Origin of the sequence: Streptacidiphilus jiangxiensis, assembly GCF_900109465.1 — a bacterium.
Lineage (GTDB): Bacteria > Actinomycetota > Actinomycetes > Streptomycetales > Streptomycetaceae > Streptacidiphilus > Streptacidiphilus jiangxiensis.
On sequence record NZ_FOAZ01000020.1, the window covers coordinates 24,094 to 48,773 of the forward strand.

Sequence of the window (24,680 nt, forward strand, 5' to 3'; positions counted from 1 at the left end):
GCCGACCATGACTGGCACCATGAGCGCATGGAGCTGGCCGAATCGCTCAGTGAGTGGACCGACTACGACATCGCCATGTTCGAGTTCGGACGTTCTTTGGGCATCTTCCCTGAAGGAACGACATTCGGCGGCATCAGGGGGATGTTCTTCATGGAGACCCCACTCTCCACCGCGATCGGCGAAGCGATGGACGCACTCGTGAAGATCGGGGTCCTGGCCTACCGGGAGGCTGAGTACCGGTGGGTCGGGCCCGTCGATTTTTCGGCGGTTCGCAGGGCCACCAGCGGCGACGAATGAACGGCCGGCCCGCTCAGGTGGCGACCCCCAGAGCCTTACCCATGCCGTCTGACCTGCCACTGCGAACGGCCGACTTTCCCGGTCACCGCACCTAGCCGGTGACCTGCTCGCCGGTCCACCGGCCGGTCACCGGCGCCTGCCAGCGCAGGTGCCGGATGCCGACCCCGGCGAGGATGTGTTGCGCGCCGGAGTCGACCTGGCGGGGCTTGTGAAAGCGAGCATTGATCACGCCCCGGCCCGCGAGATGGTTGCGGCAGTGCTGCCAGGGCTCGACCTTGCACTTCGGGCAGCGGATCTCCAGGCAGGCCCGCAGCGCCCGCGCGACGGCGTCCTGCTTGTCGGTGTCGTCCATGGCGACGAGCGTGCCAAGAACTGACGAAGCCACGCCGGGATTCACCAGAACCGCTGACAGCCGCGTGCTGATCGTGCACCATCTCCCGGCGCGACGAACCCACTGGCGGAGGATCGACGGCAGTCGGCGGTCGGGGCAGGGGACACCGCGCCGGTCGTGCGCGGTTGCCGCAGCCTGGGAGGCGGCTGCGGGAAATGGCGGTGACCGTTGTTCAAAGAGCGATCGCCTCATGCACGTCGGAGCGGGAGATTACGCGACTGATTCACCGCGCCGAATGGATCAATGCGGAAGAGGGCTTCTCGCGCCTGCTGTCAGTATTTGGTCAACGGAAGTAGTGGCCTTGTTCGATGTCCTCGATGAGGCCGGGGTGTGTGGGCTTCCATCCCAGGAGTTGCTGGGTGATGGTGCTGGACGCGGGCATGTCGGTGCTGAGGAGACGCACGAGCATCCCGCTGAACTCCTCGGCGGGCAGGGAGTGTGCGGGCAGGTCGAGGTGTCGGCCGATGGCCTCGGCGATCTCGCGGACCGGCACGCCGCTGTCGCCGACGGCGTTGAGGACGGAGCCGGCGGGTGCCTGCTCGACGGCCAGTCGGTAGAGGGTCGCGGCGTCCTTGACGTGGACGGCGGGCCAGCGGCTGGTGCCGTCGCCGATGTAGCCGCAGACGCCCTTCGCCCGGGCCGTGGCGATGAGCTGGGGGACGAAGCCATGACGCTCCCCCTCGCAGTGCACCGAACGGGGCAGCATGACCAGGGAGGTGCGCACGCCCGTTTCTGCTGCTGCGAGCGCTGCCCGCATGTTGGCGATGCGGGCGGCTACGGGTCCTGCCGCGACGAGTTCGTCGTGCTCGGTCGCGGGCCGGCCGGGTGTCACCAGTGTGGCGCCGGAGATCACCAGGGGCTTGCCGGAGCCGGCGAGGGCGGCGGCGAACGTCTCGATGGCCTCGGCGTCCGTCCGTGTCGCGGCCTCGCTCATGCTGGGGGTGACGAAGGCCAGGTGGATGACGCCATCGCTGCCCAGGGCGCCCGCACGCAGCACGTCGGTGTCGTTCAGATCGCCGCGCAGCACCTCCGCGCCCATCGCGGCGACCGTGTGCGCGGAGGCGTCCGAGCGGGCCAGCCCGAGGACCTGGTGCCCGTTGTTGATGAGCTCGGGGACGACGGCTGAGCCGATCCAGCCGGAGGCACCGGTGACGAAGATGCGCATGGGGGACTCCTTGGTGAGGGCGCGGCCGAGGACGCGCAGATCGGATTCGCTCGCGGGAGAGTGATGCGACCCTGTTGCATCAACGGTAGCGCAGTCATGCGACGAAGTCGCATCATTCGGCAGGATGATGCGACCTGGTCGCTTCGCATAGACTGCGACGGTGAGCAGATGGGCACCGGACGCGCGTGAGCGCCTGGAGAGCGCGGCGCTGGACCTGTTCGTGGAGAACGGGTTCGACGAGACGACCGTCGCGCAGATCGCGGATCGCGCCGGCTTGAACCGCGCCACGTTCTTCCGCCACTTCACCGACAAGCGTGAGGTCCTGTTCGGCGGCGAGGACGTACTGGCCGGCCTGTTCGCCGACGGCATCCGCGCTGCTGCTGCGGACGCGACCCTCGCGCAGTGCCTGTGCGCGGCGTTCGCGGCCACCGACCCGGTCATGACCCCACAGCGGAGGGCCAAGGCCGTCCAGCGCAGGCGGGTGGTCGCGGCCAACAGCGACCTGCAGGAACGGGGACTGCTCAAGCACGCCCGGATCGCCGCGTCGATCAGCACCGCCCTGCGCGAACGCGGCACGGACGAGCTGACCGCCCGACTGGGCGCGGAAGTGGCAATGCTTGCCTTCGCCATCTCCGCCGAACGCTGGATGAAGGCGGACGACGACGAACCGTTCCCGCCACTCGCCCAAGCAGCCCTGAGCGACCTTCAGGCGCGTGCCGCCGAGCTCGACGCCCGACCCTGCCCCTCCACGTGACGCGAGAATCCGGCGCACACCGTCCCGCGCATCACAAAGGACAGCAGGCCCTGCCTTCACGCATGAGGTTTGCGCTGTGAGGGGCACCGAGCCCGAGCAGTTCCTGTTGGTGTGCGACGAGATCCCCCAGGACATCGTGCTGCTCGAGGTCGGCCCGCGGCCCCTGGACGTGGCGAAGGCACTCCGGGAGCTCGTGGGCGGAGGTCTGTGGCGCGCCAAGCAGACCGTGACCCAGGCGCCACCCGTGCGTCTCGCCGAGTGTGTCGGCGACGAGGTGATCTCGAAGTGGGTGGGCCCGCTGCGCGACGCAGGCGCCGTGATCCAACTGCGGACGTGGTGGCGACACCGACCCGGGCTACCACCGCTGCCCGTGGACCGACCTTAGGGCGAAGCGGAACCGCTGGCCGGCAAGCCCCTCGTTCCAACTTCAGCTCGGCGGCTTCCTTTCGTTGTGCGTGGTCGGGGTGCACAACCTTCCGCATCTGGGGGCGTACCGCGATCGCGGTACGTGGAAGTGTCCACGGTGGGTTAACGACGGCAGGGGCCTGGGCCGGAAGTCTGGAAGGGCGTCGATCTGCAGGCGCTTCCAGCTCCCTTCGCCCAGGAGGTTCTTCATGTCGGCCCTTGCCCGGTGGTGCCATCGGCACCGTCTCGCGGTTCTGCTCGGTTGGGTGGTGCTGCTGATCGCCCTTGCCGGAGCGCTGGGGACGGCGGGTACCAACTTCGGCGACAGTCAGATGTCGCAGAACACCGAGTCCGCGACCGCCTCCACGCTGCTCCGGCACGCCTCGGCCTCCAGTTCCGGCGACAGCGGCTACGCGGTGTTCCAGGCACCGCACGGCAAGGTGACCGACGCCCCCGTGCAGAGCGAGATGTCCGGCTTGCTGGACAAGATCGCGCACGAGCCCGGCGTGGCATCGGTCACCAGTCCCTACACCTCCACGGGGGCGGCGCAGATCAGCTCGGACAAGACGATCGCGTATGCGAACGTGCAGTTCGACCGTGACGCGACCAAGGCCCAGCAGAGCGAGGTGTCGTCGCTGGCACTGGCCGACGACGGATCAACGGTCCACGTCACGCTGGGCGGTCAGGCGTTCGGCGCCCAGGTGGCGGCGGGTGGCCCGTCGGACGCGATCGGCATCGTGCTGGTGTTCGTGATCCTGCTGCTGGTCTTCCGCGCGGTCTGGGTCGCGGTGCTTCCGATCATCACGGCGGTCGCCGGAGTGGGGACCGGCGCGCTGACGGTGATGCTGCTGAGCCACCTGATCACCATCCCCTCGACCGCGCTGACGCTGGGCGCGCTGATCGGCCTGGGGGTCGGGATCGACTACGCGCTGTTCATCGTCAACCGGCACCGCGGGAACCTGATGGCCGGCATGAGCACGGGCCAGTCCGTCGCCGCCTCGCTGAACACCTCCGGGCGCGCGGTGGTCTTCGCCGGCCTCACCGTGGTGGCAGCGCTGCTGGGCATGACGACGCTGAACCTGGGCGAGGTCACCGGCATGGCCGAGGGCGCCGCGGTCACCGTGGTGCTGACCGTGTTGGCCGCGGTGACTCTGCTGCCGGCGCTGCTGGGGTTCATCGGCCCGAAGGTCCTCAGCCGTGCCCAGCGTCGTCGCCTGGCCGACCCTGCCGACCCTGCCGACCCTGCCGATCGTGCCGACCCTGCCGACCCTGCCGACCCTGCCGATCGTGCCGGCCACGCCGCGCCCGAGCGCACGGGGGTGTGGCCGCGCTGGGCCGCCCAGGTGCAGGCCCGGCCCAAGGCCATGGCTGCCGCCGGCCTGGTGGTGCTGGTCGCGCTGGCCTTCCCGGCGCTGTCGCTGCGCCTGGGTTCGGCCGACGACGGCAACCTGCCCGCGTCGTCCACCAACCGGCAGGCGTACGACCTGCTGTCCGAGGGGTTCGGTCCCGGCTTCAACGGCCCGCTGCAGATCGCCGTGCAGGTTCACGGGGACGGCGACCAGGCCGCGCAGACCAAGCTGGTCACCGCGCTGGAGCACACGCCGGGCATCGTCAGCGTCAGCGAGCGGCCGGTCAACGCCGCGCAGGGCGTGAGCGAGATCATCGCCATGCCCTCCACCTCGCCCGAGGCCGCCGCGACCTCCACCCTGATCAGCCACCTGCGCTCGGACGTCATCCCGCAGGCCGAGCAGGGCAGCACCATGAAGGCGTACGTCGGCGGCACCACCGCCGGCAACGACGACTTCGCGTCCACCGTGACCGGCAAGCTGCCGCTGTTCATCGCGGTCATCACCGTGCTGGGCCTGCTGCTCCTGATCGTGGCCTTCCGCAGCCTGCTCATCCCGCTGCTGGGTGCCGTGCTGAACGTACTGAGCATCGGCGTGGCGTTCGGCGCGACCGTGCTGGTCTTCCAGGACGGCTTCGGGGTCTCGCTGCTGGGGGCCGGATCGGGCGGCCCGGTCGAGGCGTTCGTCCCGCCGATGATCATCGGCGTGGTGTTCGGCCTGTCCATGGACTACCTGGTGTTCCTGGTCTCGCGGATGCGCGAGGAGTGGGTGCACACCGGCGACAACCAGCGCGCCGTGCGCGTGGGCCACGGCGAGACCGGGCGGGTCATCGCGGTCGCCGCGGCGATCATGTTCTTCGTCTTCGGGTCGTTCGTCTTCGGCGGTGCCCGAGTGATCGCCGAGTTCGGTGTCGCCCTGTCGGTCGGGATCGTGCTGGACGCCCTGCTCATCCGCATGGTGGTCGTGCCCGCCCTGATGCACCTGTTCGGCAGGGCGAACTGGTGGCTGCCGCGGTGGCTGGACCGGGCGCTGCCCACCATCTCGGTCGAAGGCGAGAGCCACAGTCCGGCGCCCGCCGTCGTGCTGCCGCGATCGGACCGCGGCGCCGCCGAGCCGGTGTCCGACGGTCGGCGCTAGCCGCAGCCGTGGTCCGCGACAGGCCTGCCATGTCGCGGACCACGGCCCTGTCGAGCCAGCGGCCCGACCGCACCCGGTTCCCGGCCGGGCGGTACCCGCCACCAGCAGCAACGCCGTAGCGTGAAGGAGATGACAACGATGCGAGAGACCTTGGCCCAGCTGGGTGCCGACCGCCGCGCGCGCGATGCAGCGCCGGCGCTCGTGCTGGCCCTGGTCTTCGCGGTGACGCCCGTCTTCGGGGCCCACGGCTCCGACACCGACACGTGGGCGACGCTGCTGGCGGTCATCTCCTGCCTGCCCCTGCTGGTCCGCAGCCGCTGGCCGTTGGCGGTGGTGACCGCCACGGTGGCGCTGGACGTGCTCCGGATCGTCCTGACCCCGCACGCGGAGATCATTCCGGCCGCGTCCCTGGTCGCCCTGTACACCCTGGCCTCGCTGCGGCGGCGCGCACTGGCCTGGCCGGTCGGCATCGCCGCGGCCGTAGTGATCACCGCCGTCTACGCGTTGGCGCACGGACAGAGCGGCACCTCCGGAGTCGTGCTCGGTCTGTTCGACCTGCCGCTGCTGGCCACCGCGCTGGGCGACATCGTCCGCAACCGGCGCGCCCACCTGGCCGAGGCCGAGGCGCGCGCCGAACGTGCCGAGCGCACCCGCGAGGAGGAGGCCCGGCGCGCGGTCACCGAGGAACGCCTGCGCATCGCCCGCGAGCTGCACGACATCACCGCGCACCACCTGACGCTGGTCAACGCCCAGGCCGGCGTCGCCCACCTGCTGATGCGCACCAACCCGGAGGCCGCCTACCAGGCACTGGGGCAGATCAAGGAGACCAGCCTTGCGGCCCTGGACGAGATGCGCGCCACCGTGGGCCTGCTCCGCAGCGCTGAGGACGTGCCGGAACCGGTGAACCCGCTGCCCACGCTCGCCGATCTGGACGACCTCCTCGCCTCCTTCCGGGCCACAGGTACCAGGCTCGACGTGGAACGGCGCGGAAACCCGGAGCCCGTCCCCGCCTCCGCCCAGCTCGCCGCCTACCGGATCGTCCAGGAGGCGCTGACGAACGCCCGCAAGCACGCCCCCGGCGCCGCGGTCCACGTCCTCGTGGAGTACCACCGGGACGAGCTGCACCTTGCCGTGGTCAATGACCCCCACCGAGCGGCAGGCCACCGCCATCGCAGCAAGCCCGACGAGCCCTCCGGCGGGGCCGGCCACGGGCTGATCGGCATGCGCGAACGCGCCGGCGCCCTCGGCGGCAGCGTCGAAGCCGGCCCTGACGCTGCCGGACGCTACCGCGTCCGGGCCCGGCTTCCCCTGAACCTCACCCACCCCGTGACGCCGAACCGCAGCGCGGAGCTCACCGCGGTGAACGACTCCGACCCCAGCGACCACACCACCGAGAGGGACTCGTGATGGAGAACATCCGCGTCGTGCTCGCCGACGACCAAGCGCTGCTACGCGGGACCTTCCGGCTGCTGATCGACGTCCAGAGCGACATGGAGGTGGTCGGCGAAGCAGCCGACGGACACGAAGCGGTCGCCCTCGCCCGCACACAGCGCGCGGACGTCGTGCTCATGGACATCCGCATGCCAGGCCTGGACGGCATCGCCGCCACCCGCCTGATCGCCCAGGACGAAGACCTGGCCGGCGTCAAAGTGCTCGTCCTGACAACCTTCGAGGTCGAAGAGTACGTGGTGGAGGCCCTGCGCGCGGGAGCCAGCGGCTTCCTCGGCAAGGGCGTGGACCCCGCTCAGCTGCTCGACGCCATCCGCCTGGTCGCAGACGGAGAAGCCCTGCTCTCGCCGACCGCAACCCGCGGCCTGATCGCCCGCTTCCTCGCCCGGCCCGAACCCGGCAGCCCCTCCGACCCCGCAGCACTCGCCGCCCTGACCCCACGCGAGCTCGAAGTCCTGCGGCTGGTGGCGACGGGGCTGTCCAACCAGGACATCGCCGAGCAACTGTTCGTCACCCCCGGCACCGCCAAGACCCACGTCAACCGCACCATGGCCAAACTCGGCGCCCGCGACCGCGCCCAACTCGTCGTGACCGCCTACGAGACGGGACTGGTCCACCCAGGCAGTCGGCCTGCTTCGGCGAGCCGGGAGTAAGGGCCGCCTCCAACGCCGCCTCAAAGGCGCCTCCGGGACAGCCCGGAGGCGCACCCAGCTGCGTCGGGTGACGCCTTGGGGACAAGGCCTCGTGTCGGCCCCCGAGGCGCGCCGGGCGATCGGAGGTGTCAAGTCCGCCAGCCGCGCGGCTCTGACACACCAACCGCCGAACAGAGGTCGCGCCGGTAGGAAGCCCCACTTGTCATCTCTTGTCGTCAGGGCATGTCCACCACTGTCGTACAACACCCCGGCGCGCTCCGATGAGGCCATGCCAAGGCGGCACCCCGCTGCCTGGCCACTCGGAGGGACTCACAGCATGCGCATCAGGAAAGCCGCAGCGATGCTTGCCGCCACCTCGGCCGCCGTCGTGGGCCTCAGCGTCGCGACTGCCGGAACGGCCTCGGCCGCGGTCGGCGGCGGAGGCTGCCGCACGACCGGATACGCCCCCGAGCCCGGCGACATGATGATCGACCCGTGCGTCTACGGCCCGCTGGCCACCTGGAGCGACAATCGGGTGTACCCCGTCGTCACGACCTACCAGAACGGCTTCAACAGCGGTGACCCGACCGCGGTCCTCCCCTGCGCGCAGCTCCTGAGCACCGATGGCCATGGGCATACGACCGGAATGGTCCACGACTTCGGCTGCGCCCCGCAGTGGGAGAGCACCGGGGACACGGAGTGGGACGCCAGCCAGCAGGGCAACTACTTCTCCGCCCAGCCGGGCACCTACGTGGTCGCCTCCGGCTTCTGGGCCACCATCAACGGCCACTACGGCTACTACGGCGGTGCGGAGTCTGCGGTGATCACCGTCTGGAACGCCTGAGGAGCAGCCGCTCGTAGCCCGACCGGCTTGCACGAGTCGGGCAGCTGAGAGTGCACAGACCCCGGCCGCCCGTCAGGGGCGCCGGGGTCTTCGTGTTGCCGCTGTCCGCCGCGGACGATGTCCAAGCCCTGCGGGCCCGTTGGGCCCTGCTCGACGTCGAACGGTGCTCGGTCGGCGGACTACCGGCCCACCGATCCACCGGCTTCGAGGGCGGCCAGCGCCTTCTCCGCATAGGCCGGCCACGCCTCGGCGTGTGTGTCGGGGAGGGCGACCCAGTCCTTGAAGGGCCGATGTTTGCCGGAGGGGTCGAACAGCTCGGCGCCGGGCAGGGCAAGAGCTTCCGCGTGGGCGGGAGAACTGTCGCCGAGCCGGAAGGCGAGCAGGTCGCCCTTGAGGCAGGCGAAGGCCTTGCCGTGGGCCTTGAGTGCCCGCTTGCCGAACATCGCTCCGGCGGTGGCGCCCAGTGGGGCCAAGTCGACGGCGATCTCATCGAACAGCTGATCGGGTGTCATATCGCCAGAGCCTACTGGGGCTACTGGACCAGGTGCATGTCCCGCGCCGGGCATTCGAGGTCGTGCGACCAGCGTTGCTCGCCGGTGGTTTCAGCTCTTGCTGCCTTGGTCGAGGCTGGTCCTGGCGGTGTTGCGAATCCGCTTGGTGCGGCCGGCTGCGGCGAGGACTTCGACGGCCTCGGTGTTCGTTCCGGCGGCGGTCTTGAGCTGGAGCCAATTGGATGAGGCGAGCAGGTCGTCCTGCTGCCAGGGCGCCTCGAGCGTGACGGCGCGGAAGAGTGACCACTCCCGCAGGCGCTGAGCCAGAAAGGGGTGGTCGATGGTGGCCTGGGCCATCGCCTGCGCCCACCCCTCGTAGGCAGGCTCCCGACAGAGGCCGGCGGCTCGGCGGTCCAGGTGCCGCAGCACGGCGGACCGGGCCATCGTCCGGTCCGGATCAGCGAGCACGCGGCCGACCAGCTCGATCTCGTCCGGGTCGGCAACGTGCCCCAGTTCGTCGAGGTAGGCCGCGAAGCGGACGTGCTCGTCCGGGTTCTGCAGGATGTCGTCGATGTTCATGCGGCTTCTCCTCGCGTTCGAGCAGGATCCCGTTCTTGAACCGTGCGACGGCGCGGGCCAGGGACACCAGGTGCATAGCAGGTCGTCCGTTTCTCGGGCGACGCGGGCGGGGGAGTGGTCGGCGGGTCGCCCGTTTGGGCCGCTCTCGATGCCGTGGCCATGCCGGGACTGCAGGATGCGAGAGGCGGCTCGCCGTCGAGGCTTTCGGCGCGGGCGCTGTCGTGGGGGGCTTTCGAGTGCGGACGAGGAGCTTTTCATGGCGAAGGCATATCTGGTGGGCAGCGGCATCGCGTCGCTCTCGGCAGCGGCGTTGCTGATCCGCGAGGGGAACTTCGCGGGCTCGGACATCGTGATCCTGGAGGAGCAGGAGCGCCTTGGCGGAAGCCTGGACGCGGCGGGCTCGCCGGAGACCGGGTACACGATGCGTGGCGGGCGCATGTTCGAGATCCACTTCGAGTGCACCTACGACATGCTGTCCACCATCCCCTCCCTCGACGACCCGTCCAAGTCGGTCACCGAGGACACCTTCGCGTTCCACGAGGACTTCGCCTGGGACGACCACGCCCGCCTGGTCGACGCCGAGGGGAACATCGTGGACGCCCATTCGATGGGATTCAGCGAGCGCGACCGCCTGGAGCTGGTCAAGTGCGCCGCCACCCCGGAGCACCTGTTGGACGGCAAGCGGATCACGGACCTGTTCAGTGAGGAGTTCTTCCACACCAACTTCTGGTGGATGTGGTGCACCACCTTCGCGTTCGAGCCCTGGCACTCCGCGATCGAGTTCCGCCGCTACGTCAACCGCTTCGTCCACCTGTTCAAGACCTTCGACTCCATGTCCGGGATCTACCGCACCCGGTTCAACCAGTACGACTCGATCGTGCGCCCGCTGCTGGCCTGGCTCACCGACCAGGGCGTGACCGTGCAGCAGGGCACCACCGTCACCGACATCGCGCTCGCCGACGACAAGGCCCTGACGGCCACCGCGATCACCTGGACCCGCGCCGGCGTCAGCGAGCAGGTCACCCTCCAGGACGGTGACCTGGTCATGGTCACCAACGGGTCGATGACCGCGAACGCCACCACCGCGACCACTGACGCCGTCCCCGCGCTGGACACCTCCGGCTCCAGCGGCGCCTGGAGGCTGTGGGAGTCCATGGCCGCCCAGCGCCCTGGCGAGCTGGGCGACCCGAAGGTGTTCAACTCCTCGATCCCGGACTCGACCTGGGAGTCGTTCACGGTCACCACCAAGGACCCGACCTTCTTCGAGCTGATGGAGAAGTTCTCCGGCAGCGAGGCCGGCAAGGGCGGCCTGATCACCTTCAAGGACTCCTCCTGGCTGCTGACGATCGTGCTCAACCACCAGCCGCACTTCCACGAGCAGCCCGAGGACACGTTCGTGTGGTGGGGCTACGCGCTGTTCCCCGACAAGGTCGGCGACTACGTCAAGAAGCCGATGCGCGACTGCACCAGCCGCGAGATCCTCCAGGAGGCCCTGGGGCACCTGCACTTCGAGCAGGCTCCACAGATCCTGGCCAACTCCACGGTGATCTCCGCGATGATGCCGTACATCACCAGCCAGTTCCTGGTCCGCAAGGCCGGCGACCGCCCGAAGGTCGTCCCTGAGGGCTCGACCAACCTCGCCTTCATCGGCCAGTACGCCGAAGTCCCCGACGACGTCGTCTTCACCGTCGAGTACTCCGTGCGCACCGCCTGGACCGCCGTCACCGGCCTGCTTCACCTGGACAAGCAGCCCCCGCCCATGTTCAAGGGCCGCCACGACCCCAAGGTCCTGGTCGAAGCACTCGCCACGATGCACCGCTGACACACGCCACCCCGGGTGTCCGAGCGCGAGCCCCCGCGCCTGGACACCCGGGGCACTCAAGCCCCTGGACCGGCCATGCCGGGCGGGTGCGTGAGCCTGTCGGCGCCGCCGGCGCCGATGCGTCGGCGGCGGCCCAGCCTGCGACGCCTGATGTGGTCCAGGGTCATCCCATCCGGCTGGTGAACTGGTTCAGATCGAAATAGTCGCGCCATGCGTTGATCTTGCCGTCAGTGACCTCGAAGGTGCCCATGACCGGCAGCTCGAACGATCTGTCGGCGAGCCTGAAGACGTCCACCCGCTCGGTCATCACGACCGGTCCACTGGCTGCGATGTTGATGACGTGGAATTCGATGCGCTCGATACCTGGCGGGCCGGGGCGGATGAACGAGCTGATGGTGTTGGCGATGGCGTCTCGCCCGGTGGTCGGCTCGAGCGGAATGTTGTGGTAGACGGCGTCGTCGGTGAAGAACTCCGCCAGCTCGGCGGCCCCGGCGTTCTCCGCCCACGCCGCGCAGAACCTGCGCACCAGCTCGATCGGGCTCTCCATCTGGATCCTTCCGCGGTTGATGTGTGAACGGTGTCCTGCGATGGGCCGCTAAGCGGTGAGGATGAGCTTCTCGTGCGCCGTGCCCGCTTCGAGGAGAGCGTGCGCCTGCGCAGCGTCCCGCATCGGCAGCAGCCGCTGTGCACGCAGACGGAGTTGCCCGGACGCAAGGAGTGGCATCGTCTGCTCGACCGCGTCTGGGGCGCGGTCCGGGGCGGGGGCGGAGAGGGTGACGCCGAAGTCGGCCGCGTGCTCGTCCGCCAGGGTGATCACGCGCGCGGGGCCGCCCGCGAGTTCGACGGCGTCGCGCAGACCACCCTTGCCTGCGGCGTCGAAGACGGCGTCCACCTTGGCGACGTGCGCGCGCACCTGCGCGAGGAGCGCCGATCCGTAGCGGACCGGGATCGCGCCGAGTTCCTTCGCGAACTGTTCGTCGCGAGGGCCGGTGGCGCTGAAGACCGTGAGGCCCTGGGACACGGCCAACTGCGTGGCGATCACGCCGACCGAGCCACCGCCGCCGAGCACGAGCAGGGTCTCGCCGGAGGTGACGCCGAGTTGGCGCAGGACGCCGACGGCGGCCTCGGCCGAGGCGGGCAGCGCTGCGGCGTCGGCCCAGCCGACGGTGGCCGGTTTGACGGCCCAGGCCGAGGCGAGGGCGTATTCGCCGTATCCGCCGAGCGCGGGCAGTTGGGCGGCGACCTCGTCACCCACCGACACACCGGTCACGCCCGCGCCGAGGGCGTCGACGGTGCCGGCGGCCTCGAAGCCGAGAACGGCGGGGTCGGGCAGCGGGAAGACCCCTCGCAGGTCGCCGCGCCGGATCTTCAGGTCGGTCGGGCCGACCCCCGCCGCGTGCACGCGCATCCTGATCTGGCCGGGTCCCGGTGCGGGCAGGGTGACTTCCGACCACACGAGCGTCCCGGGCGATCCGTATCCGGTGAGCACTGCTGCGTACGGCATGGGTACCTCCTGCTCCTGGCGGTCCGCACGCGATGATGTGGAGGCGGCACGCCTTGACGGTGGTCCTTGACTGAAAGCTTAGGTGATATGTCACGCAATTCCAACGGTGGCGCGCCGGTGCCCGAGGGCGGGTGGCTCGACAGCGAACAGCAACGGGCCTGGCTCGCGTACATCCGGGTGCAGCTGCGGCTGACCTACGAGATGAATCGCCAGCTCCAGTCCGACAGCGAGCTGTCCCTGCCGGACTACGACGTCCTGACGGCCCTGAGCGTCGCCGACCGGGGCCTGATGCCGATCAAGGTGCTGGCCGCGCAGATCGGCTGGGAGCGCAGCCGGGTCTCGCACCACGTGCGGCGGATGGCCGAGCGGGACCTGGTGAGCTGCAGCCTGTCCACGAGCGACAGGCGCGTGACCGAGGTCAGGCTGACTCAGCACGGCCGGGAGGTGCTCGAGGCCGCGGCTGTGGGACACGTCGAACTCGTGCGTCGCCTGTTCTTCGACGGCTTGCCGCGCGAGCTTGAGGGGCCGCTCAGCCAGGCGCTGGAGAGCGTCTATACGAACATCATCGCGCAGGGCACGCTGCCGCCGCCGGTGGACTGGCGCCCGCACGGGGTGGATGACCGGCGCTGACAGGTCCGACGGAGACCGGCCGTCCGCCAGGGCGGTGTCGTAGGTTGAACGACCTGCTGCTCCGCGTCACCGCCTCTATGATGCGAGCTGAGTCTCATTATTGTAGTCGACTTGCTAGTCTTGGTTCATGGGCACAGGTGAACCGACGACCCCGCAGGCCTCGACAGGCCGTGTGAACCAGAAGCTGCGCACGCGCAGGGCGATCCTGCAGGCCGCGGTGGAGCTGATGCGCAGCGGGCACGAGGTGACGATGCCTGAGGTCGCGAAGGCCGCGTTGGTGTCCGAGGCCACGGCCTACCGGCACTTCCCCGATCTGGTGAGCCTGCTTCAGGAGGCCATGGCCGGGCAGATGCCGTCCCCCGCCGAGGCGCTCGCGTCGGTCGCGGACTCCCGCGACCCGGTGGAGCGCGTCGCGGTCGCGACCGAGCACCTGCTGCGCACGGTGCTGACCTACCAGGGGGCGACCCGCGCGATGATCGCGGGCACGATCACCCGGCCCGAGTCGGCCGACGCCCGGCCGGCCATGCGCTTCGGTCTGATCGACCTCGCCCTCGCCCCGCTGGACGACACCCTCGCCGCCACCGACCCGGCCGCGGTGCGGCAGTTGAAGAACGACCTGGCCGTCGTCGTCAGCGCCGAGGCCCTGTTCGCCCTGACCGACCTCGCGCACATGGACCCCGAGCAGGCCATCGTCAGCGTCATCCGGACCGCGAGCACCCTGACCCGGGCCACCCTGGACGCCGCCGCACCGCGCTGATGAGGCGTCATACCGACGCGGCGTCAGGGATTCCAGGCGGGCGCTTCGGCGTCGGCGTGGTGCTCGTCGCGGGTGTGGGCTCGGCGGGGAACCGTGCGGCGACCCGGGCAGCGCCTGCGGTGGCGCTCGGAGTGGTCGCCGCGAAGCCGATCGCCGCGATCAGCAGTCCGCCGGCGGAGAGGATCCACCACCCCGGGTGACTGGCCGCGGCGAATCCCGCGTGGTCAGGGGCCGCGCGGGTGTGTGCGGCGACGACGGAGCCGAGAAGGGCGACGCCGAGCGTGTTGCCGACCTGGCGGCCGGTGGTCGTGATCGCGGCGGACACCCCGGCCTGGGCACGGGGCATCCCGGCCACGGCCGTGGTGGTGATCGGCGCATTGACGAGACCGAGGCCGATACCCAGCAGCATGTAGGCGGCGAGCAGGACGGCCCAGGGCGTGGTCGGGCTGAGGCTCGTCAGCGTCAGTGCCGCGGCGGTGATCAGCAGGCCTGCCGCGACCATCGGCAGGCGCGGACCGCGCGCGGCGGTCAACCGCCCGGACAGCGGAGAGGCGAGCGCGATACCGACCGCCAAGGGCACTGTCAGCAGGCCGGCGTCCAGCGCGCTGCAGCCGCGTACGTCCTGCAGGTACAAGGTGTTGAGGAACAAGAAGCCGGACAGGGCGAGGAACGCAGCGACGGCGACGACGAACGATCCGGCGAACGGCACGGACCGGAAGAACAACGGGTCGACCAAGGGCTGTTCGCGGCGTCGTTCGTACCAGGGCAGCGCCGCGGTCGCGACGGCCGACACGGCGAACAGGGCGACGATGGGGGCGGCACTGTAGCCCTGGTGGGCGCCCTCGATGAGTGCGAACAGCAGTGAGGTCAGGATGGTGACGACGAGCAGTTGACCCACCGGATCCGGCCGTCGCGTCGTGGAGGCGCTGGATTCCGGCACGAACACGGCTGTGAGGGCCAGGGCGGCTACGCCGATCGGAATGTTGAGCCAGAAGATCGAGCGCCAGCCGGCCGAGGCGACCAGCAGGCCGCCGACCACCGGGCCGGCGGCCACGGACAGGCCGACCGTCGTACCCCAGAGCCCGATCGCGCGGGCGCGTTCGCGCGAGTCAGGGAAGGCGTGCGTGATGATCGACAGGGCGACCGGGTTGAGCATGCTGGCGCCCAGGCCCTGCGCGACCCGGAAAGAGATCAGCCACCCGAGGTCCGGGGCGAGGGAGCAGGCCAGCGAGCCGAGGGTGAACAGCGCGAGGCCTGTCCGGAACACCCGACGTCGTCCGATGCGATCGGCGGTGGATCCGGCGAGCATCATGAAGCAGGCGACCGCCAGGGTGTAGCCGTCGACGGTCCACTGGAGTCCGCTCACCGGCGCGTGCAGATCACGGCCGACGGCGGGCAGGGCCACGTTCACGGCCGTGGTGTCCAAGGCGGTGATCAGCAGGCTCAGGCAGCACACCGCCAGCACCACACCTGACCGCCGGCGGCCGCCGCCTGCCGGGGGCGTGGACGTCGTCACGCCGGCTCGCGGTCACGCTCGACCTGGGTGTCGACGAAGTCGCCGATCGCGGCGAAGACGGCGGCAGGCTGCTCGATGTGGGGGAAGTGGCCGGCCTGGGCGACAGGCAGGAAGCTGGCGTGTGGGAAGGAGTCGGCCAGGCTGCGCTCGTAGGCCAAGGGCGCGATGCCGTCCTGCTCGCCGGCGAGCACGAGCACGGGGACGGTGACCCGGTGCAGACGGCCCTGGAGCTTCGGGTCGTAGCAGAACGGGTCGCCCGCATACACGGCCAGGGTGCGCTGGTTGGCGGCCATCGCAGCGAGCTGCTCGGGGCCGAGGGCGGCCGGGTCCAGGCGGAACTGCGGGTTGTGGAAGGCAAGTTCGCCGGTCTTCACCGGGCCGAGCTCGGCCGGGTCGGCGATCCGCACCGGCGGCTCGGGGGCGATGCCGGTCGAGGCGAGCAGCGTCAGGCAGGAGATCCGGGCGGCGTTGTCGCGCAGCGCCATCTCCGCGGCGATCCAGCCGCCCACCGAACTGCCGGCCACCATGACGCCGCGCAGGTCGAGCGCGTCGAGCAGGTCGAGGTAGGCGGTGGCCAGGTCGGCGACGGTGTCGGTGGACTCGGGGCGCGGCGTGCCGTCGAAGCCGGGGTGGGTCGGCACGACGACGTAGGCGTGCTGCGACAGGCCGGCCGCGAAGCCGGCCATCGACCGCGGCCCGGCGCCGCCGTGCAGCACGAGCACGCCGGTGCCGGAGGTGTTGTCGCCGAACTCCTGGACGGTGACGGCGAGGCCGCCCGGCAGGTCGATGGTGCGGGTCGTGGGGGTGGAAGCGGGGGCGGTCATGGTGTTTGCCTTTCGTGGGAGCGGAGCAGGGAGTGGGCTCAGAGCTCGACGCGGATGCCGGGCTCGACGATGCGGACGCTGGTGCCGGGAGCCAGGTCGCGGGCGGCGGCGAACGTCTCGGCGAACCTGATCACGGACTGCGGACCGGCCCCGCCGTGCAGGAGCAGGAACGGCTGCCCGGAGTCGTGGTCGGCGACGGTCACCTCGACCGGACCGATACCGCCGAGCGCGACGACGAACTGAGTGGTGGTGGCCGCGGCCTTCTCCCCGCTGGTTGGTGGACGTGGACGACTGGTGGAAGGTGGGGGAGCGGGGCGATCGTGGGTGCGGGGGTTCAGGCGAAGTCGGTAGCCGGTTCGGTGGCGTACCGGCTCATGGCCTCGACGGTCGACTCGGGGGTGAGCGGGCGTCCGCCGGCGATCATGTCGCGCAGATCCCGGAAGTAGTCGACGTAGAGGTCCGGGGTGAAGGTGTTGAGCAGCACCGTGGTGCTGTCGGTCGGGTTGGCGAAGGTGTGCGGAGCGCCGGGCGGGATCATCACCAGCGTTCCGGCGGGCGCGTCGTACACGGTCTCGCCGACCGTGAACCGGGCAGCGCCGGACACCACGTAGAAGCCTTCGTCGTGCCGGGCGTGCCGGTGCTGGGGCGGCCCGTCGGTGTGCGGACCGAGCGTGATCTCCCCGATGCCCAGGCGGTGCCCGGTCGTACTGCCGTCCTCCAGGATCCGCATCACGGTCGGACCGAGCTGGATCGACTCGCCGGCCTCGGGGCCGACCACGGAGACGTCTGGCATGTGAACCTCCAGGGAAGAGAGCTTGTCAACATTGTGAGAGCTGACTCTCATGAGAGTATGCGCTGCTCCGCGTGATTCATGCAAGTGAACTCTCATGATGAGATATGACAATCTTCTGGTTGACGGTGGACATCAACCCAGGGCACCGGTCTGGCGCAGCAGCCCCGCCGCGTCGGCGGCGGCCCAGTGCTCGGCCCACTGACCGTCCCGGTAACGGACCAGATCCATCACCCGGAGCTCGATCGAGTAGCGGTGGGATTCGCACCGGGACTCGAGGTCAGGCGTCGACGGCGTGGAGGTTGGTCTGGCCGTCGGACGCGGTCAGGCCACCGTCGACGGTGAGGTGCGCGCCGTTGACGTATGCGGCGTCGGGGCCGGCCAAGAACGCGATGACGGCGGCGACTTCGGCCGGTTCGCCGGCGCGACCCATGGGCACGCGGTCGACGAAGCGCCGATGCAGTGCGCTCCCCTCGGCCAGGGCGTCGCGGTAGTACGGGCGGCTGAGCGTGAGGCCGGGGTGGACGGCGTTGACGCGGATCCGTGGGCCGTGGTCCAGCGCCATCGAGTTGGTCAGGCCGACCACGGCGCTCTTGGTCATGTTGTACGCGGCCTGATGCCACTCACCGCGCAGCCCCGCCACCGATCCGACGTTGACGATGCAACCGTGCACGGCCTCCAGATGGGGCAGAGCGGCGCGCGAGGCGAAGAACACGCCGTCGATGTTGGTCGCCAGCATGGTGCGGTAGCTGTCGACATCGATCCGGTCCACAGTGCCCGGGACCGCCACACCCGCGTTGTTGACCAGCACGTCCAGCCGGCCGAACCGCTCGGCCGCCTCGTCCATCACCGCGGCCACGGCCTCCTGGTCCGAGACGTCCGCGACCCGGGGATGCATGCGCGCCGCACCCGGGCCCGCCTGCGCGGTCTGCTTCAACGTCGCCTCGGTGCGCCCCACGAGCACGACGGTGTACCCGTCGGCGGCGAACCGGTGCGCGGTGGCGGCCCCGATACCCGTACCGGCCCCCGTGATGACCGCCACGCGGCCGAAGAACTGTCGATCCATGAGCCTGTCGCCCTCCCGATCGTTCGCTTCGAGCGGGGGATTGCCCCCACCAACGAGGCTAGGAAGACTGGACCTGCGCGGGCTTGCACCACAGCGCCAACCGAACAGAACATCGGCGCCACGCCGACCGCGCCGACCACCCACCGCGGCCACGGACGTCAGGGGACGCACGTCGATGGACACCACCGGACCGGACGGCACCGAGTCACGTGCGTTCGCCGCATTCCGGCAAGGATGGGAGGCGGAGTTCGGCACCACCGCCCCGCTGCCGGCGTTCAGCCCGGCCACGAGAGGCGACTTCCGAGTCAGGAGCCGCGCGGTTCGCGTGCACGACGTGGCCGTCACCGACCTGCGCGGCGCGTCGGTCATCCGCACCGAGGGCCCGCTCGGCGGGCCCGAGGACGTGGTGCGGCTGTACGTCGTCAAACGCGGCGCCTGGACGCTCGGCGGCGCCCACGACGGCACCGAACGCACCATCACGGCCGGCCAGTTCCTTCTGAAGCACGTCGGAAGCCCGTCGCACTTCGAAACCCTCCCCGACACGACGGCGAAGGTCCTGGTCCTTCCGGCGGCCAAGCTCGCACCCCTGCTGGGGAACCGCACCGTCTCCGGCGCGGCGGGCGCAGCGGAAGTGCGCCTGCTGACCGCGCACACGAACATGCTCTACCAGACGATGCCGGACCTTGGCCCGGCCGGAGCGCAGGCCGCCCACAGCACCCTGATCGAGCTGGCCAAGGCGGTGGCCCGCAGCCGGTTCGACGCCACCGAACCCCTGCTGGCCCCCGCTCTCGCCCACGCGGCCAAGGACCTCGCCGACGCCCGCCTGACCGACCCGGGACTGTCCACGGCGTTACTGGCACGGGAGTTGAACGTGTCCGTCCGCACCCTGCAACGCGCGTTCGCCGCGACCGGCGATTCGGTGATCTCCTACATCCGTCGGCGCCGGCTGGAGGAAGCCCGGCTCGCGCTCGCCACGCCGTCCGGCCGCGGCCGACTCAGCGTCTCGGAACTCGCCGCACACTGGCAGTTCTCGGACAGCAGCCACTTCATCCGCACCTTCAAGAAGCACTACGGCAGCACGCCGAGTGAGTACGCCCGGTCCCAGGAGTCGCCCGGCGCCCAGACCAGTTGTTGAGGCAGCCGGTCGACGACGTGCGTTGATTACTTCGCCCGCTGCTCGTCGGCAGCGGTCCGACGGGCACGGACGACTCTGCGTCAGGCGAGCAGAGCCAGGCGGTGGGCGTCGGCCTGGATCACAGCAGTGTGGCGGTGAGCATGTCGGCCAGCCAGCGCTGGTAGGCGCCGCCGTCCCAGCCGGCCTCCACGGTGAGCTTCGCGAAGAGCGCGGTCGTCGTGAGAGCCCAGCAGGCGTCCGTGGCGTGGACCGGGTCGGCGCCGGCGCGCAGGGCGCCGCGGTCGGCGAGGTGGTCGACGAGGGCGCGGACCGCCACCCGCCGCTCCTGCTCGCCCGTCGCCAGCACGGCGGCGCCCTCCGGACCCGCCTGGGCCAGCAGTGTCGCCAGCGGCGTCACTCGCTCATGGATGGCCCGGACCGCGCCGGCGAACAGCCACATCTTCCTCGCGGGCTCGTCGGCGGCGAGCACCTCGCGTGCCTGCTCGCGGTCGAGCATGGCCACGGGCTCGTCGTCGCCCGCCAGCGTGATGTCCCACAGCGCCTTGACCAGTCCCTCCTTGCCGCCGAACGTCTTGTAGACGGTCTCGGCCGAGACCCCGGCGCGGTCGGCGACCGCGCGGATCGTGGCGGCCTTGAAGCCGTCGGCGACGAGCAGCTCGCCGAACGCCCGCACCACCGCCGTGCGGGTACGCCGCGCGGCGGCGGCGCGCCGGGTGGAGTCGTACGGCTTGCGGCCCGGTGTCGACGGCATGGAGCATGGCCTCCAGAGATTAGATACAGTTGACTGTAGTCAAATATTTGACGCGCGCAGCAGTGAGGGAATCATGTCTCGTCGCACGCAGCCCGATCGGGTCCACCAGGTCGCCCCAGCTGTCGAACGCCTCGGTGACGGCATGGTCAACTTCTATCTGGTCGACCACCCCGACGGCCTGGTGCTGGTCGACGCCGGGCTCCCCGGCCACCTGGGACAACTGCGGGAACACCTGGCCCGCTCCGGCAGGTCCCTGCACGAGATCAAGGCGGTTCTGCTCACCCACGGCCACCCGGACCACACCGGACTGGTCACCGCCGCCCAGCAGGCCGGCGCAGACATCTGGATCCACGAGGCCGACGCGGCGATCCTCGCCGACGGACCACGCAGTGCCATGCGCCACGCGAAGCCCGAACGCTCCATGTTCCCGTACCTGCTACGCCGTCCCGCATCGATCAGCGGCCCGCTGCACCTGGCCCGCATGGGCGGCTTCAGCGGCAGACCGGTGCACGGCGCGCACACGTTCCAAGGCGACCACCACTTCGACGAGATCCCCGGCCGGCCCCAGGCCGTCGCCCTGCCCGGCCACACCGACGGCACCGTCGCCTACCACTTCCCGGCACTCGGGGTGCTGTTCACCGGCGACGCCCTGGTCACCCGCGAAGACATGATCGGGCACACCGGCCCGTCCCTGGTCTCCCGCGGGTTCACCCACGACGGCGCCGCCGCCCTCTCCTCCCTCGACCGGCTCGCCGAACTGCCGCCGGCACTGCTCCTGCCCGGCCACGGCCCCGCCTTCGCCGACGGACCGCAGGCCGCCGCCACCCAGGCCCGCCACATGGGGCTCCACTGAGATCCGTGCGCCACCCCTGACGACGCACATCCATCGGACCGATACCCGTGCGCGTGGCTCCAGGCCCGCCCGGCGACGGCACGGACAAGAAGGGCACACCATGACCAGCAGCGCTCCCGGCGGCACCCTGACCCTCGCCGACGGCCTCACTGTGAGCCGGATGGGCTACGGCGCGATGCAGTTGGCCGGTCCCGGGGTCTTCGGACCGCCCAAGGACCGCGACCGGGCCCTGACGGTGCTGCGCGAGGCCGTCGAACGGGGCATCACCCACATCGACACCAGCGACTACTACGGTCCCTACGTCGTCAACGAGCTCATCAGGGAAGCCCTGCACCCGTACCCGGCGGACCTGCACATCGTCACCAAGGTCGGGGCCAGGCGCGACGAGACCGGCGCCTGGCTCCCCGCACAGCGACCCGCAGAACTCACCGCCCAGGTCCACGACAACCTCCGGCGCCTCGGCCTCGACACCCTGGACGTCGTCAACCTGCGCATCGCCTCCTTCGACGGCCCGTCCGACGACTCCATCGCCGAGCAGTTCGGCACCCTGGCCGACCTGCGCCGCCAGGGCCTGATCCGCCATCTCGGGCTCAGCGGAACCACGGACGCCCAGCTCACCGAGGCACAGGCCATCGCCCCGGTGGTCACCGTGCAGAACCTCTACAACCTCGCCAACCGCAAGGACGACGCACTCGTGGACCGCTGCGCCGCCGAGAACATCGCCTTCGCTCCCTTCTTCCCCCTCGGCGGCTTCCAGCCGCTTCAGTTCCACACCCTCACCGAGATCGCCACCGAACTCGACGCCTCTCCGCAGCAGGTCGCCCTGGCCTGGCTGCTCCACCGCTCGCTCACCACCGTCCTGATCCCGGGCACCTCCTCCCCGGCCCATCTGCGCGAGAACATCGCCGCCGCCGACCTCTCGCTGCCCGCCGCCGCAGTCGCCCAACTCGACGCCATGAGCCGGTAGAGCGCAGATCAGAGGGTGACGGTCTTGTACTCGAGGTAGGTGTTCAGGCCGGCGAAGCCGTACTCGCGCCCGATTCCGCTGTCCTTGAACCCGCCGAAGGGGCCGTCGAAGCCGACCGGCGCGCCGTTGACCGTGACGGTGACGGTGCCGGTGCGGATGCGGCGGGCGACGGCGACGCCCTCTGGTCCCGCGGCTCGGGGCCAGATCCGCGTCGTCGCCGATCTCGACCCTTGGTGGGCGGCTCGAGCCACTGCCGGTGAGAGCGGCGCCCGGCCGGGCGGCGGTGTCGGCCCGGTCGACGGGACCGACTCCGGGCTCAGGTCTCCCACCTGCTCGTGGAGCGTTGGGCGGGGACGGCGCCCTGGGTGATGGTGCTCAGGGGGAGCAGGGGCGGGTCTCGGTCCAGTCGACCATGAGGCGGCGTTCAGCGAAGTACCAGTTGCCGTCGGCCTGCTTGACGAACTGGTCGAGGTAGCGGATGGAGGCGATCATGATGGTGCGCTGCGGGGGCTCGTCGCGGGAGATGTGGTGGGCGATGCAGTAGCTTTCGCCGGTGGCGCGGTCGCCGTCGAGAGTGACGGTGCTCTGGCCGTTGAAGTGGGTGGTGGCCTGGTAGGTGTTCAGGTTGTCGAACACCGGGGCCAGGGAGTCGCGGCCGTTCAGTTCCTGGGTGGGTTCGGCGGCGGTGGAGTCCATGTAGACCAGGAAGCGGGTGTCCTCGGTGAACAGGGCCACCTGGCCCTTGGCGTCGCGGCGGTCGGCGCAGTGGGCGTAGGCGTCGACGAGCTCGCGGATGGCCAGCCGGTCGGCGGCCTCCTGCGGCGTGACGGGTGCATGGGGGGACATGGCGTCTCCGTTCGTATTCGGGTGCTTCAACTCGGGTGTCAGTGGTCAGGGCCCGGTAATCCGTACGGTATGAGGCTCAGTCAGAGCCGCTGGGCAGACGCGCGGGCCGGTCATCCGGCGGCCGGTGCGGGGCGGATGGTGGTCCAGGTGTAGCCGGTGCCGGCCTCGGTCACGCTGCCGAGGACGCCGTCGGTGGAGACGACGCAGGTCGGCTCGGCCCTCTCCGCCGGTGCGTGGAAGATGTCCCCAGCGATCAGCACCGACTCGGCGGGGCCCAGCGTGCGCTGTTCCATGGCCATCCTCCCAACTAACCGGATAGATACCAGCGTAGATCTGCCTCTCCCATGAAGCAACCAACTGGATAGTTAGTTGTAGGGTTGGCTCATGCCACCACGCGATGCCAACGCCACCAAGGCCCGACTGCTCGACGCCGCCTTCGCCGAGTTCGCCGCTTACGGCATCGCCGGCGCCCGCGTGGACCGCATCGCCGAGAATGCCGGCGCAAACAAGCGGATGATCTACATCTACTTCGGCAACAAGGAGCAGCTGTTCGACGAGGTGCTGCGGCGGGCAGTCGAGGCCGGCATCGCGGCTGTGCCGTTCGACGTCGAGGATCTTCCCGGCTACGCGGGAGCGATCTTCGACCACCTCGTCGCGCGGCGGGACCTGATGCGCCTGCGCCTGTGGAAGCTTCTGGAACGCCCCGACGCCGACGGGCTCGAAGCGAAGGCCTTCGCGGGCAAGACCGCCAGCGTCGCCGAGGCGCAGCAGCGTGGCGACCTCGCCCAGGAGATGCTGCCCGACGACCTGCTGACCATGGTCCTGGCCGCGGCCCAGGCATGGTTCTGGGCCGACGAGGGTGGCCGGCTCCAAAAGCCGGAACGCCTGGCCCAGCACCGCTCGGCGGTCGTCGAGGCCGCCCGCCGAATCATTGACCCCGCCGCCGACTGACGACCGATCAGCCGCCGCGCTGACCAGCACAACCCCCCCCCAGAACAGAAGGAGTGTCGCGGTGAAGGTCATCCTGTTTGGCGCCTCGGGCATGGTCGGACAGGGAGTGCTCCGCGCCTGCCTGGAAGACCCCCAGGTGACGGAGATCATCGCCGTCGTCCGGCGGCCACTGGGCCGGAACGAACCCAAACTCCGCGAGGTCGTCCACGCGGACTTCGTCGACCTGTCCCCGCTGGAGGAGGACCTGGCAGGGGCCGACGCCTGCTTCTATACCCTCGGCGTCTCCGTGGCGGGGCGAAGCCACACAGAGTACGAGCTGATCACTTACACGTACACCGTGGAGGCCGCCCGCGTGGTGGCCGCCGGCAACCCGCACCTGACGTTCGTCTACGTGTCGGGAGAGGGAACCGACAGCTCGGAACAGGGCCGCGCCTACTGGGCCCGGGTGAAGGGGAAAACGGAGAACACCCTGCTGGCCATGGACATGCGCGCCTACATGTTCCGCCCCGGCATGATCCAGCCCCTCCACGGGGAGACGTCCGGCACCACCTGGTACCGGCTCTTCTACAAGATCACGTCCCCGCTCTACCCGCTGCTGCGTCGGGTGGCGCCCCGCTACGTGACCAGCACCGAGCAGCTGGGGCGCGCCATGATCGCTACCACCCGCCTCGACGGCGTCGGACCGCACATCCTGCCCACCGCCCAGATCAACCATCTCGGGACCTGACCACGCCATCGGCCCACCGGGGTGGTCGGGGCGGTTGAGGCTGGTCCTGCG

At 70.3% G+C, this 24,680-nt stretch carries 29 protein-coding genes and 1 pseudogene; 15 read left to right on the forward strand and 15 right to left on the reverse strand.

The window, feature by feature from the left end:
* The first annotated feature begins 27 nt into the window (after window positions 1-27).
* Entirely contained in the window at window positions 28-297 is a 270-nt protein-coding gene (locus BMY61_RS31560; protein WP_042446905.1) for a hypothetical protein, read from the forward strand.
* 91 nt (window positions 298-388) lie between these two features.
* Here BMY61_RS31560 and BMY61_RS31565 read toward each other — a convergent pair whose 3' ends face one another.
* Together BMY61_RS31565 and BMY61_RS31570 are read right to left on the reverse strand one after the other, a co-directional pair.
* Window positions 389-649, reverse strand: a complete 261-nt coding sequence (locus tag BMY61_RS31565) for a hypothetical protein (protein WP_042446902.1) — start codon at window positions 647-649, stop codon at window positions 389-391.
* A 322-nt stretch (window positions 650-971) separates the two neighbouring features.
* Window positions 972-1,853 carry an SDR family oxidoreductase gene (locus BMY61_RS31570; protein WP_042446899.1) on the reverse strand — a complete coding sequence of 294 codons (882 nt, stop codon included), beginning with the start codon at window positions 1,851-1,853 and terminating at the stop codon, window positions 972-974.
* Window positions 1,854-2,013: 160 nt separating this feature from the next.
* On the opposite strand from BMY61_RS31570, the gene BMY61_RS31575 reads away from it, so the two are divergent.
* The 6 genes from BMY61_RS31575 to BMY61_RS31600 all read left to right on the forward strand — a co-directional run bounded on the left by BMY61_RS31575 (window position 2,014) and on the right by BMY61_RS31600 (window position 8,420).
* The gene (locus tag BMY61_RS31575) at window positions 2,014-2,607 is read left to right on the forward strand and encodes a TetR family transcriptional regulator (RefSeq protein WP_042446896.1); all 594 of its coding nucleotides are present in this window, start codon (window positions 2,014-2,016) and stop codon (window positions 2,605-2,607) included.
* A 76-nt stretch (window positions 2,608-2,683) separates the two neighbouring features.
* On the forward strand, window positions 2,684-2,992 hold the full coding sequence (locus tag BMY61_RS31580; protein ID WP_052438640.1) for a ribosomal protein L7/L12: 309 nt from the start codon (window positions 2,684-2,686) through the stop codon (window positions 2,990-2,992).
* Between the two features lie 229 nt (window positions 2,993-3,221).
* Complete coding sequence (locus tag BMY61_RS31585) at window positions 3,222-5,495, forward strand: MMPL family transporter (protein WP_042446893.1); 2,274 nt, start codon at window positions 3,222-3,224, stop codon at window positions 5,493-5,495.
* Window positions 5,496-5,633: 138 nt separating this feature from the next.
* Window positions 5,634-6,902, forward strand: a complete 1,269-nt coding sequence (locus tag BMY61_RS31590; RefSeq protein ID WP_063773236.1) for a sensor histidine kinase — start codon at window positions 5,634-5,636, stop codon at window positions 6,900-6,902.
* Window positions 6,902-7,597: a response regulator gene (locus BMY61_RS31595; RefSeq protein WP_042446890.1), complete on the forward strand. Its 696-nt coding sequence runs from the start codon at window positions 6,902-6,904 to the stop codon at window positions 7,595-7,597. Before BMY61_RS31590 ends, BMY61_RS31595 begins: the two co-directional genes overlap by 1 nt.
* Window positions 7,598-7,913: 316 nt before the next feature.
* Window positions 7,914-8,420, forward strand: coding sequence for a hypothetical protein (locus tag BMY61_RS31600; RefSeq protein ID WP_143094621.1), 507 nt, complete (start codon window positions 7,914-7,916; stop codon window positions 8,418-8,420).
* A 179-nt stretch (window positions 8,421-8,599) separates the two neighbouring features.
* Here the strand turns inward: BMY61_RS31600 and BMY61_RS31605 are convergent, their stop codons facing one another.
* Window positions 8,600-8,932 carry a hypothetical protein gene (locus BMY61_RS31605; RefSeq protein WP_042446883.1) on the reverse strand — a complete coding sequence of 111 codons (333 nt, stop codon included), beginning with the start codon at window positions 8,930-8,932 and terminating at the stop codon, window positions 8,600-8,602.
* A gap of 90 nt (window positions 8,933-9,022) precedes the next feature.
* A complete protein-coding gene (locus BMY61_RS31610) occupies window positions 9,023-9,490 on the reverse strand; it encodes a hypothetical protein (protein ID WP_042446880.1) in 468 nt (155 codons plus the stop codon).
* 256 nt (window positions 9,491-9,746) lie between these two features.
* Between BMY61_RS31610 and BMY61_RS31615 the strand changes: the two genes are divergently transcribed.
* The gene (locus BMY61_RS31615; protein WP_042446877.1) at window positions 9,747-11,312 is read left to right on the forward strand and encodes an oleate hydratase; all 1,566 of its coding nucleotides are present in this window, start codon (window positions 9,747-9,749) and stop codon (window positions 11,310-11,312) included.
* A gap of 163 nt (window positions 11,313-11,475) precedes the next feature.
* On the opposite strand, the gene BMY61_RS31620 is transcribed toward BMY61_RS31615, so the two are convergent.
* Both BMY61_RS31620 and BMY61_RS31625 read right to left on the reverse strand, forming a co-directional pair.
* The gene (locus BMY61_RS31620) at window positions 11,476-11,859 is read right to left on the reverse strand and encodes a limonene-1,2-epoxide hydrolase family protein (RefSeq protein WP_042446874.1); all 384 of its coding nucleotides are present in this window, start codon (window positions 11,857-11,859) and stop codon (window positions 11,476-11,478) included.
* Between the two features lie 48 nt (window positions 11,860-11,907).
* On the reverse strand, window positions 11,908-12,816 hold the full coding sequence (locus BMY61_RS31625; protein ID WP_042446872.1) for an alcohol dehydrogenase catalytic domain-containing protein: 909 nt from the start codon (window positions 12,814-12,816) through the stop codon (window positions 11,908-11,910).
* Between the two features lie 87 nt (window positions 12,817-12,903).
* Between BMY61_RS31625 and BMY61_RS31630 the strand changes: the two genes are divergently transcribed.
* Together BMY61_RS31630 and BMY61_RS31635 are read left to right on the forward strand one after the other, a co-directional pair.
* Window positions 12,904-13,446: a MarR family winged helix-turn-helix transcriptional regulator gene (locus BMY61_RS31630; RefSeq protein WP_042446869.1), complete on the forward strand. Its 543-nt coding sequence runs from the start codon at window positions 12,904-12,906 to the stop codon at window positions 13,444-13,446.
* Between the two features lie 127 nt (window positions 13,447-13,573).
* A complete protein-coding gene (locus BMY61_RS31635) occupies window positions 13,574-14,203 on the forward strand; it encodes a TetR/AcrR family transcriptional regulator (protein WP_042446866.1) in 630 nt (209 codons plus the stop codon).
* A gap of 7 nt (window positions 14,204-14,210) precedes the next feature.
* Here the strand turns inward: BMY61_RS31635 and BMY61_RS31640 are convergent, their stop codons facing one another.
* The 5 genes from BMY61_RS31640 to budC form a co-directional block, all read right to left on the reverse strand.
* The gene (locus BMY61_RS31640) at window positions 14,211-15,719 is read right to left on the reverse strand and encodes an MFS transporter (protein ID WP_082014970.1); all 1,509 of its coding nucleotides are present in this window, start codon (window positions 15,717-15,719) and stop codon (window positions 14,211-14,213) included.
* A complete protein-coding gene (locus BMY61_RS31645) occupies window positions 15,716-16,543 on the reverse strand; it encodes an alpha/beta fold hydrolase (RefSeq protein ID WP_052438639.1) in 828 nt (275 codons plus the stop codon). Before BMY61_RS31645 ends, BMY61_RS31640 begins: the two co-directional genes overlap by 4 nt.
* Window positions 16,544-16,581: 38 nt before the next feature.
* Window positions 16,582-16,746, reverse strand: coding sequence for a hypothetical protein (locus tag BMY61_RS45415; protein WP_236655988.1), 165 nt, complete (start codon window positions 16,744-16,746; stop codon window positions 16,582-16,584).
* A 131-nt stretch (window positions 16,747-16,877) separates the two neighbouring features.
* Entirely contained in the window at window positions 16,878-17,336 is a 459-nt protein-coding gene (locus BMY61_RS31650) for a cupin domain-containing protein (protein WP_042446861.1), read from the reverse strand.
* 277 nt (window positions 17,337-17,613) lie between these two features.
* Window positions 17,614-18,399 (reverse strand): meso-2,3-butanediol dehydrogenase, encoded by a 786-nt coding sequence (budC, locus tag BMY61_RS31655; protein ID WP_042446858.1) that lies wholly within the window; start codon window positions 18,397-18,399, stop codon window positions 17,614-17,616.
* 175 nt (window positions 18,400-18,574) lie between these two features.
* On the opposite strand from budC, the gene BMY61_RS47995 reads away from it, so the two are divergent.
* Entirely contained in the window at window positions 18,575-19,534 is a 960-nt protein-coding gene (locus BMY61_RS47995) for a helix-turn-helix domain-containing protein (RefSeq protein WP_042446854.1), read from the forward strand.
* 118 nt (window positions 19,535-19,652) lie between these two features.
* Here BMY61_RS47995 and BMY61_RS31665 read toward each other — a convergent pair whose 3' ends face one another.
* Window positions 19,653-20,285, reverse strand: a complete 633-nt coding sequence (locus tag BMY61_RS31665) for a TetR/AcrR family transcriptional regulator (RefSeq protein WP_042446851.1) — start codon at window positions 20,283-20,285, stop codon at window positions 19,653-19,655.
* Between the two features lie 73 nt (window positions 20,286-20,358).
* On the opposite strand from BMY61_RS31665, the gene BMY61_RS31670 reads away from it, so the two are divergent.
* Together BMY61_RS31670 and BMY61_RS31675 are read left to right on the forward strand one after the other, a co-directional pair.
* The gene (locus BMY61_RS31670; RefSeq protein WP_042446848.1) at window positions 20,359-21,138 is read left to right on the forward strand and encodes an MBL fold metallo-hydrolase; all 780 of its coding nucleotides are present in this window, start codon (window positions 20,359-20,361) and stop codon (window positions 21,136-21,138) included.
* A gap of 100 nt (window positions 21,139-21,238) precedes the next feature.
* On the forward strand, window positions 21,239-22,105 hold the full coding sequence (locus BMY61_RS31675) for an oxidoreductase (RefSeq protein ID WP_042446845.1): 867 nt from the start codon (window positions 21,239-21,241) through the stop codon (window positions 22,103-22,105).
* Window positions 22,106-22,113: 8 nt separating this feature from the next.
* On the opposite strand, the pseudogene BMY61_RS31680 reads toward BMY61_RS31675, so the two are convergent.
* The 3 genes and pseudogenes from BMY61_RS31680 to BMY61_RS31690 all read right to left on the reverse strand — a co-directional run.
* Window positions 22,114-22,281, reverse strand: a pseudogene (locus tag BMY61_RS31680) (aldehyde dehydrogenase family protein); the annotation flags it as partial.
* Window positions 22,282-22,480: 199 nt separating this feature from the next.
* Window positions 22,481-22,951 carry a nuclear transport factor 2 family protein gene (locus BMY61_RS31685; protein WP_042446832.1) on the reverse strand — a complete coding sequence of 157 codons (471 nt, stop codon included), beginning with the start codon at window positions 22,949-22,951 and terminating at the stop codon, window positions 22,481-22,483.
* Between the two features lie 110 nt (window positions 22,952-23,061).
* On the reverse strand, window positions 23,062-23,244 hold the full coding sequence (locus BMY61_RS31690; RefSeq protein ID WP_042446829.1) for a hypothetical protein: 183 nt from the start codon (window positions 23,242-23,244) through the stop codon (window positions 23,062-23,064).
* A gap of 91 nt (window positions 23,245-23,335) precedes the next feature.
* Here BMY61_RS31690 and BMY61_RS31695 point away from each other — a divergent pair, with 91 nt between their 5' ends.
* Window positions 23,336-23,902 carry a TetR/AcrR family transcriptional regulator gene (locus BMY61_RS31695; protein WP_042446823.1) on the forward strand — a complete coding sequence of 189 codons (567 nt, stop codon included), beginning with the start codon at window positions 23,336-23,338 and terminating at the stop codon, window positions 23,900-23,902.
* A 61-nt stretch (window positions 23,903-23,963) separates the two neighbouring features.
* Window positions 23,964-24,629, forward strand: a complete 666-nt coding sequence (locus BMY61_RS31700) for an NAD(P)H-binding protein (protein WP_042446820.1) — start codon at window positions 23,964-23,966, stop codon at window positions 24,627-24,629.
* Window positions 24,630-24,680: the final 51 nt, after the last annotated feature.